The organism is Corticimicrobacter sp. (assembly GCF_040137905.1).
In the GTDB taxonomy this organism is placed as follows: Bacteria; Pseudomonadota; Gammaproteobacteria; order Burkholderiales; family Burkholderiaceae_B; genus Corticimicrobacter.
In genome coordinates this window covers 1-7,983 of sequence record NZ_JBEFDG010000093.1, presented here as the reverse complement: position 1 = coordinate 7,983, position 7,983 = coordinate 1, and the positions used below count along the sequence as shown (strand labels likewise).

General features: G+C 63.0%; 5 protein-coding genes and 1 pseudogene. 2 read left to right on the top strand and 4 right to left on the bottom strand.

Annotation, left to right across the window (positions count from 1 at the left end; all coding sequences use genetic code 11):
• Positions 1-78 precede the first annotated feature (78 nt).
• Positions 79-3,849: a trifunctional transcriptional regulator/proline dehydrogenase/L-glutamate gamma-semialdehyde dehydrogenase gene (gene putA, locus ABN482_RS15595; RefSeq protein WP_349504839.1), complete on the bottom strand. Its 3,771-nt coding sequence runs from the start codon at positions 3,847-3,849 to the stop codon at positions 79-81.
• 114 nt (positions 3,850-3,963) lie between these two features.
• On the opposite strand from putA, the gene ABN482_RS15590 reads away from it, so the two are divergent.
• Positions 3,964-4,449, top strand: coding sequence for an Lrp/AsnC ligand binding domain-containing protein (locus ABN482_RS15590; protein WP_349504838.1), 486 nt, complete (start codon positions 3,964-3,966; stop codon positions 4,447-4,449).
• Here the strand turns inward: ABN482_RS15590 and ABN482_RS15585 are convergent.
• From ABN482_RS15585 to ABN482_RS15575, 3 genes are all read right to left on the bottom strand, one after another.
• Positions 4,409-5,974, bottom strand: a complete 1,566-nt coding sequence (locus ABN482_RS15585; protein ID WP_349504837.1) for an amino acid permease — start codon at positions 5,972-5,974, stop codon at positions 4,409-4,411. The genes ABN482_RS15590 and ABN482_RS15585 overlap by 41 nt on opposite strands.
• A gap of 90 nt (positions 5,975-6,064) precedes the next feature.
• Positions 6,065-7,033, bottom strand: coding sequence for an arginase (rocF, locus tag ABN482_RS15580; protein ID WP_349504836.1), 969 nt, complete (start codon positions 7,031-7,033; stop codon positions 6,065-6,067).
• 179 nt (positions 7,034-7,212) lie between these two features.
• Positions 7,213-7,635: an Lrp/AsnC family transcriptional regulator gene (locus ABN482_RS15575; RefSeq protein WP_109062090.1), complete on the bottom strand. Its 423-nt coding sequence runs from the start codon at positions 7,633-7,635 to the stop codon at positions 7,213-7,215.
• A gap of 137 nt (positions 7,636-7,772) precedes the next feature.
• On the opposite strand from ABN482_RS15575, the pseudogene ABN482_RS15570 reads away from it, so the two are divergent.
• Positions 7,773-7,983: pseudogene (locus ABN482_RS15570) on the top strand (ornithine cyclodeaminase); the annotation flags it as partial.

The window sequence follows — 7,983 nt, the reverse complement described above, 5'->3', positions numbered from 1 at the left end:
AAAAAAAAAAGAAGGGGAGGAAGAGAGGTGTGCCTCCCACCCAATCCCCCCCCACGGCACGCTACGCTACCACCACCATCACGCCATCGTCATCAGGCTGGCATTGCCACCGGCTGCCGCTGTATTGACGCTGAGGGCACGCTCGATCACCAGGCGCTCGAGCGGTACGGCCGCATCGCCCGGCTGCAGGTGGACGATGCCGACAATCACGCCTTCGCGTTGCGCAATGTCCGCCTGAAGGCGCTGCAGCGACTCGGTGTCGCCATGATGCAGGGCGGCATCGAAATCGGCACGCGACGGGTCGTCGGTCAGCGTCACGCGGGTGCGGACACCTTCCGGCAGGCGCTGCAGCAGGGCACGTGCCGCCACATCGCGGCTGTCCCACACCATGCGGCTGCCCACCGCCAGCACGGCGGCCAGTTGCGCGATCCGGTCACGGTCATCGGTCGCCACGCCGAACACGGCCGTGCGCGGCAGCACCGTATAGACGTTGCGCTCGCCGGTCGGGCCGGTCAGTACATAGCTGCCACCGCTGAAAAACGGCATCGGTGCCTGGGCGGGTACCAGTTCAGGATGCTGGTGCAGCCACTGTGCCAGTGCCTGTGCGGCACCATCGGTCGCCAGCGTGGTTTCGGACGCACCGGTGTTGAACGGCCTGGACAGCACGGCATCCGGACGCTGCGCCAGCAGCCGGTACAGATACAGCGGACCGCCGGCCTTGGGGCCGGTGCCCGACAGTCCCTCGCCGCCAAAGGGCTGCACGCCCACCACGGCCCCCACGGTGTTGCGATTGACATACAGGTTGCCCACGTGCGCCGCCCCCACCACGTGCGCGATGGTTTCATCGATACGGGTATGCAGGCCCATGGTCAGGCCATAGCCGGTCTCGCGGATCTGCTTCAGGATGCTGTCGAGCTGGTCACGGCGATAACGCACGAAGTGCAGCACCGGACCGAACACTTCCCGCGTCAGGTCGGACAGGTCGGGCAGTTCGATCAGGGTCGGCGGCACATAGGTACCACCTGCCATCACCGGCTTGCGGGCAACCTCGCCGCCCAGCGACAACTGGTGCACTTTACGGCCCTTGGCGCGCAGTTGCGCGACGTGCTCGTCGATGGTCCGCTGTGCGCGTGCATCGATGACCGGACCGATATCATTGGCAAGCTGCACCGGATTACCCAGGCGCAACTCTTCCATGGCTCCCTTGAGCATGGTCAGTACACGGTCGGCGGCATCTTCCTGGACACACAGCACACGCAATGCCGAGCAACGCTGGCCGGCGCTGTCAAAGGCCGAAACCAGTACATCCTGAACGACCTGCTCGGTCAGCGCCGACGAGTCCACGATCATGGCGTTCTGGCCACCGGTTTCGGCAATCAGCGGCACCGGCTGACCATGTGCGCCCAGGCGCTGCGCCAGCGTCTGCTGCAGGCCATGCGCCACTTCGGTCGAACCGGTAAACATCACGCCCTGCACGCGGGCATCGCCAATCAGTTGCGCACCCAGCACGCGACCACGCCCCGGCAGCAACTGCACGGCCGCCTTGGGGACCCCCGCCTGCCAGAGGATGCGCACGGCCTGCGCAGCAATCAGCGGCGTCTGTTCGGACGGCTTGGCCAGCACGGTATTGCCGGCCACCAGGGCCGCCACCACCTGACCGGTGAAGATCGCCAGCGGGAAGTTCCACGGGCTGATGCAGACCATCGGGCCCAGCGGCCGGTGCGATTCATTGTCGAACTGGTTGCGCGCCTGTGCAGCGTAATAACGCAGGAAATCGACTGCCTCGCGCACCTCGGCAATCGCGTTGGCGTAGGTCTTGCCCGCTTCACGCACCAGGATGCCCATCAGCGGCTGCAGTTCGGCTTCCATCTGGTCGGCGGCGCGCTCCAGCATGGCGGCACGCTCGGACGGCGGCACGGCCGCCCATTGCGGGAAGAAGTCGGCAGCAGCCTGCAGGGCAGCATCGGCTTCCTGCGGACTGGTCTTGCGTGCCGTCCCGACCTGGTCGGCATGGTCTGCAGGGTTCAGCACCGGTTCGGGCTGCTGCTCGCCCGGAGCTTCGTCAACAGCGATCATCGGACCGATGGCCAGCGTCGCCGTGGCCGCCTGGCGCAGCGTACCGATCAGCGCTTCCAGTTGCTGGTCATTGGCCAGGTCCAGGCCACCGGAATTGACACGTGCCGTACCGTACAGGTCGACCGGCAGCGGGATGCCCTTGTGCGGCAGGCCGATCCGGCCATCTTCGCGGCCCATGGCCTCGATCAGCGACACGGGATCCTGCACCAGTTCTTCCAGGGCAATATCCTGGTCGGCAATGCGGTTGACGAAGGACGTGTTGGCACCGTTTTCCAGCAGGCGGCGCACCAGGTAGGCCAGCAGCGTTTCGTGCGTGCCGACCGGCGCGTAGATACGGCAGGGGCGTCCCAGCTTGCCCTCGGCCACCGGGCCGACCACCTGCTCGTACAGCGGCTCGCCCATGCCGTGCAGGCACTGGAACTCGAACTGCCCGCTGTAGTAGCTCGACGGGCCGGCCAGTTCATAGATCGTGGCCAGCGTCTGGGCGTTGTGGGTGGCAAACTGCGGATAGATCAGCTCCGGCACGGCCAGCAGCTTGCGGGCGCAGGCCACATAGGACAGATCCGTGTAGGGCTTGCGGGTGTAGACCGGATAGCCGTCCATGCCGTCGAGCTGGGCGCGCTTGATCTCGCTGTCCCAGTAGGCCCCCTTGACCAGGCGGATCATCAGCCGCTGGCCGCTGCGGCGGGCCAGGTCAATCACATAGTCGATCACGAACGGGCAGCGCTTCTGGTAGGCCTGAATCACGAAACCGATGCCTTTCCAGCCCTTGAGATCAGGCTCGAAGCACAGGCGTTCAAGCAGATCGAGCGAGATTTCGAGGCGATCGGCTTCCTCGGCATCGATGTTCAGGCCGATGTCGTATTGCTTGGACAGCCGCGCCAGCTTCAGAACCACCGGGTACAGTTCATCCTGCACGCGCTCGACCTGGGCACGACTGTAGCGTGGATGCAGCGCCGACAGCTTGATCGAAATGCCGGGCCCTTCATAGACCCCCCGGCCATTGGAGGCCTTGCCGATGGCATGGATGGCCTGCTCGTAGTCGTTGTAGTAGCGCTGCGCATCGGCAGCGGTCAGGGCGGCCTCGCCCAGCATGTCATACGAATAGCGGAAACCCTGCGCCTCCAGCGACTGTGCGTGGCGCAATGCCTCGGGCATGTTCTCGCCGGTCACGAACTGTTCGCCCATCATGCGCATGGCCATGTCCACGCCCTTGCGGATCAGCGGCTCGCCGCCACGGGCGATCAGACGACCCAGCGAGGCACTCAGCCCCTGCTCGCTGTGGGTAGCGACCAGCTTGCCGGTCAGCATCAATCCCCAGGCCGCCGCGTTGACGAACATCGACGGGCTCTGGCCGACATGCTCTTTCCAGTTGCCATGGCTGATCTTGTCGCGAATCAGTGCATCGCGTGTGGCCCGGTCGGGAATGCGCAGCAGCGCTTCGGCCAGGCACATCAGGGCGATCCCCTCCTGCGACGACAGCGCAAATTCCTGCAACAGCCCCTGCACCAGACCGGCCTTGCCCGACGCCGTCTTGCGCTGGCGCAGCGCCTGCGCCACGCGCAGGGCCAGTGCCTGGGCCCGTTCGGCCACATCGGCCGGCAGTCGTGCCTGCTCCAGCAGCCAGGGCACGGCCTCCGTCTCGGGGCGACGCCAGGCGCGCGTCATCGCGGCGCGCAGCGCCGACTGCGGCACCAGGGGAGTCACATCGTCGAAAACGCCTGCACCAGCCGGCTGCTGCTGTGCGGGAGAAAGAGGAGTCGGGTTGAGCATGAATTGATCCATCGTCAATAAAAAGGCAACGTCTGCCTCATGATCGCGAATTATCGAGCAAAGTGTTTTATATTTCTCACTATATTTGCACATCAAAATAGTGAGAAATTCATCATGGCGGACGACGTATACACCCTCGACAAGATCGACCTGCGCATCCTCGAGCTGCTGCAGAAGGACGGGCGCATTCCCAACACCAAGCTGGCCGAGGCCGTGGCGCTGTCACCCACCGCCGTACTGGCGCGTGTGCAGCGCCTGACGCGCGAAGGCTACATCCTCGGCTACGAGGCACGGCTCAACCCGCGCAAGCTCAAGGCCGGCCTGCTGGTGTTCGTCGAAGTGCTGCTCGATCGCACCACACCCAATGTATTTGACCAGTTCAAGCTGGCAGTACAGGATCGCCGCGAGATCATGGAGTGCCACATGGTGGCCGGCGGCTTCGACTACCTGCTCAAGACCCGCCATGACGACATGGACGCCTATCGCGATTTTGCCGGGCGGGTACTGTGGCAGTTGCCCGGCGTGCGCGAGACACGGACTTTCGCCGTGATGGAGGAAGTCAAGAACTCGATGGCCCTGGACCTGCGGCAGGCGCGCTGAGACGCTGGCGCAGATCGGCCTCTGCCTCGGGGAAGGTCATGTCGGCATATCGCACGAAGCGGCTCTTGCGTTTCAGCCGATAGCCGAACCAGATCAGCAGGAACAGGGGAATGCCGACATAGGTCGCAATCGCCCCGCCCCAGTCGATGCGATCCTGCAGGAAGGCCTGGTAGTTCTGCCCCAGCGTGATGATCAGGCACAGCACGAAGGCAAAGATCGGACCGAATGGAAACAGCCCGGCCCGGTAGGGCAGGTCGTTGACGTCATAGCCATGCATGACATAGCCCTTGCGAAAGCGATAATGGCTGAGCGAGATGCTGAGCCAGGCGATGAACTCCGTCATGCCGGCCATGTTCAGCAGCCAGATATAGACTTCCTTGGGGCTGAAGATGGAGCTGACGAAACACAGTGCCGCCAGCGCCGTTGTCGCCAGCAGGGCATGCAGCGGCACGCCATGGCGGGTCAGACGTGCCAGCAGCCTGGGGGCCTTGCCCTCCACTGCCAGGTTGAACAGCATGCGCGTGGCCGCATACATGCCCGAGTTGCCCGCTGACAGCACCGAAGTCAGGATCACGGCATTCATGACCGCCGCCGCCGACAGCAAACCGGCCCGTTCGAACACCAGCGTGAACGGGCTGACGCTGATATCGGCGACATCGTTGCGCAACAGTTGTGGATCGGTGTAGGGAATCAGCAGGCTGATGACCAGGATGGCCAGCACATAGAACAGCAGGATGCGCCAGAACACCTGCTTGGCCGCCTTGGGCACATTGACCCGGGGATTTTCGGATTCTCCGGCTGCGATGCCGATCAGCTCCGTGCCCTGGAAGGAAAAGGCCACGATCATGGCGACGCCGAGCAGCGTCGCAAAATTGCCGACGAAGGGTGCTTCCCCTACGCTCCACAGGCCGATGCCACCGCCCTCGCCGCCACGCACGATACCGGCCAGCATGGCCACGCCCGTGATGATGAACACGATCACCGCCACCACCTTGATCATGGAGAACCAGAATTCGCTTTCTCCAAACCCTTTGACCGAGATTGCATTGAGGCCGAACATCAGTCCCAGGAACAGGGCGCTCCAGACGATCCCCGGCACCTCCGGCAGCCAGTAGGCCATGACCAGTTGCGCCGCCACCAGATCGACCGCCACCGTGATCGCCCACGAATACCAGAAGTTCCAGCCCAGGGCGAAGCCGAAACCTTCCTCCACATAGCGTGCACCATAGGTCGCGAACGAGCCGGATACCGGCATGATGGCAGCCAGCTCTCCCAGGCTGGTCATGATGAAATAAACCATCACACCAATGACCAGGTAAGACAGCAGCGCCCCACCCGGCCCGACCTGCGCGATCGCCGCGCCCGACGCCACGAACAGCCCGGTGCCGATGGCACCGCCGATCGCGATCATTGTCAGGTGGCGGGCCTTGAGGTTGCGTTGCAGGTGTGGGGCCTCGGCCGGGTCATCCACCGCATCTGGGTTTGTCGTCGGCCGGGCAGCGGCCGACCTGCATTCTGTTTGCATCTTGTTTTTCATCATCGCCTGCATATTTTAAGAGGTCCGTGCCTTTTGTCTCCGGAAGGACGGCCCCGTTATGGCGTTAGCGCAAGGAAGTCATCGACCGCCCCGATCCCGTGTCCTGACCAGCGTGCTCTTGCCGAAAAGGCTCTCGACCAGATCCACCACCAGTTCGGCAGTCTGGTTGCGGATATCGAGAGCAGGATTCAGCTCGACGATGTCCAGCGAGGACAACCGCCCGGAATCCGCAATCATCTCCATGCACAACTGTGCTTCGCGATAACTGGGCCCGCCGCGCACGGTCGTGCCCGTGCCCGGGGCGATTTCCGGGTCCAGAAAATCGACATCGAAACTCACGTGCAGGTGCACGTCGCTGTTCTGCTCGCCCTCGATGCCCGACAGCACCCGGTGCATGACCTCCTTCATGCCGAGTTCGTCGATGCTGCGCATGTCATAGACCTCCAGCCCGAGCTGGCGCACCATGCGCTTTTCGCCATCATCCACGCTGCGTTGTCCGACCTGACGGATATCGGCAGCCTCCAGCGCCGGCACACTGCCCGACATGCCGGCCAGCTCGACTGGCCCCAGCCCGCACAGGCTGGCGACAGGAATACCGTGCACATTGCCGCTGGGCGAGATCTCTGGGATATTGCAATCCGAATGCGCATCGAGCCAGAGCACACGCAGCCGCTTGCCCACGGCACGGCAATGACGGGCCACGGCACTGATCGAGCCGGTGGCCAGCGTATGGTCGCCACCCAGCATGATCGGAATGCGCCCCAGCCCGAGCTGGGCCAGGACGGCATCATGCGCCAGTTGGTTCCAGGCGATGCACTCCGGCAGGTTGCGCAGCCCCTGGGCTGCAGGATCGCGTTCGCCACGCGGATTGGGTGGCCCCGACAGGTTGCCGATATCCAGGACATCCATGCCCAGGCGCTGCAATGCCGGCCCAAGCTGGGCCACGCGCAGGGCATCCGGCCCCATGGCCGCACCCAGCCGGCCGGCTCCGACATCGGTCGGCACCCCGATCAGGGTGGCGGGAGGATGGAAAAGCAGGGAAGTCATGCCGTGTTCCTTTTCTTGAACGGAATGGAGAGGCTATTTTTTCCCAATAGCCTGCCAATTTGAACGGGACAATATGACTTTTTAACAAGATATGCTTGCATATCGCCGATCATCAAAAACAATCTGTTCAAAAAAGAGGCGTACGCCCACCGCAAAAAGAAGGTCGGCATGCGTCCGGATCAGACCTTGTAGGTCGACAGCAGGATGCTGGTTTCCGTATTGGCGATATGCGGAATCGAGCGTATCGAGTTCAGTACCTTGTCGAAGCTTTCCAGCGTATCCGTGCGCAGCTCGGCCATCATGTCCCAGCGGCCATTGGTAGAGTGAATGGCCGTCACATTGGGATGACCACGCAATGCACGCATGACCTCGTCGGCATGGTGTCCACTGATCTCGATGCTGGTCATGGCCCGGATGCCATGCTCCATCGCATCCGGCCGCAACCGGACGGTATAGCCCACGATCACGCCTTCCCGTTCCAGCCGGGCGATCCGGTTCTGTACTGTCGCCCTGGCCACTCTCAGGCGCTTGGCCAGCGCCACCACCGGCGTGCGGGCATTGTCCCGCAGGATCGAGATCAGTTCGCGGTCGGTATCGTCCATGATTTCCCCAACAGACAAAACAAAATGGCAATCATACAAAACAATCTGCCAACGCTATCGATATTTCTGACAGATTGAGATCTTCATTATGGCGACAAGGACTTCGATAATGAAACAACATCCATCAGGAGACACCCATGACGCGCTTCATAGACGTACCCACCATGTCCGAACTGGTCGAAACCATCGGCGTGGACACCTTCCTCGGCGAACTGGCCGACACCATACAGGCCGACTTCATCCGCTGGCCCGAATTCGACAAGTCCGCCCGCGTCGCCAACCACTCCGAGATCGGCGTCATCGAACTCATGCCCGTCTCCAACGCCAGCCGCTACGCTTTCAAGTACG

Coding starts and splice junctions, on each gene's coding strand:
- putA (WP_349504839.1), bottom strand. CDS start 3,849: ATGCTCAACCCGACTCCTCTTTCTCCCGCACAGCAGCAGCCGGCTGGT.
- rocF (WP_349504836.1), bottom strand. CDS start 7,033: ATGACTTCCCTGCTTTTCCATCCTCCCGCCACCCTGATCGGGGTGCCG.
- ABN482_RS15585 (WP_349504837.1), bottom strand. CDS start 5,974: ATGCAAACAGAATGCAGGTCGGCCGCTGCCCGGCCGACGACAAACCCA.
- ABN482_RS15575 (WP_109062090.1), bottom strand. CDS start 7,635: ATGGACGATACCGACCGCGAACTGATCTCGATCCTGCGGGACAATGCC.
- ABN482_RS15590 (WP_349504838.1), top strand. CDS start 3,964: ATGGCGGACGACGTATACACCCTCGACAAGATCGACCTGCGCATCCTC.